The 265-nt window shown below is 67.9% G+C and carries 1 protein-coding gene; it reads left to right on the top strand.

The features are described from left to right. A partial coding sequence (locus DBR10_RS19360) for a hypothetical protein (protein WP_199225347.1) occupies positions 1-265 on the top strand: 265 nt, incomplete at both ends.

Raw genomic sequence — 265 nt, 5'->3', positions numbered from 1 at the left:
GTGGCGGGACTGCGCCTGGCACCGCCATCCTCGCCATCCGAAGGACGCGACCTCACCGACGCGCGCCGCACCGCCGCCTTGACCCGCCGTGACGTGCTGCGGGCGGTGGTGGACTACGACCTGGCGGAAAGCGCTCTGAAGCTGGAAATCGCCCGGCAGTATCCGGAAATCCATATCGGGCCGGGCTACAGCTGGGATCACGGCGCGACAAAGCTGCCGTTCAATCTGGGCCTGGTGCTACCACCGGCCGATCTCAACCGCGCAG

It is taken from the genome of Caulobacter sp. HMWF025, from assembly GCF_003060965.1.
Classification (GTDB): Bacteria; Pseudomonadota; Alphaproteobacteria; order Caulobacterales; family Caulobacteraceae; genus Caulobacter.
Note: the sequence above shows the minus strand (reverse complement) of the source record. Positions and strands in the feature narration are given on the sequence as shown.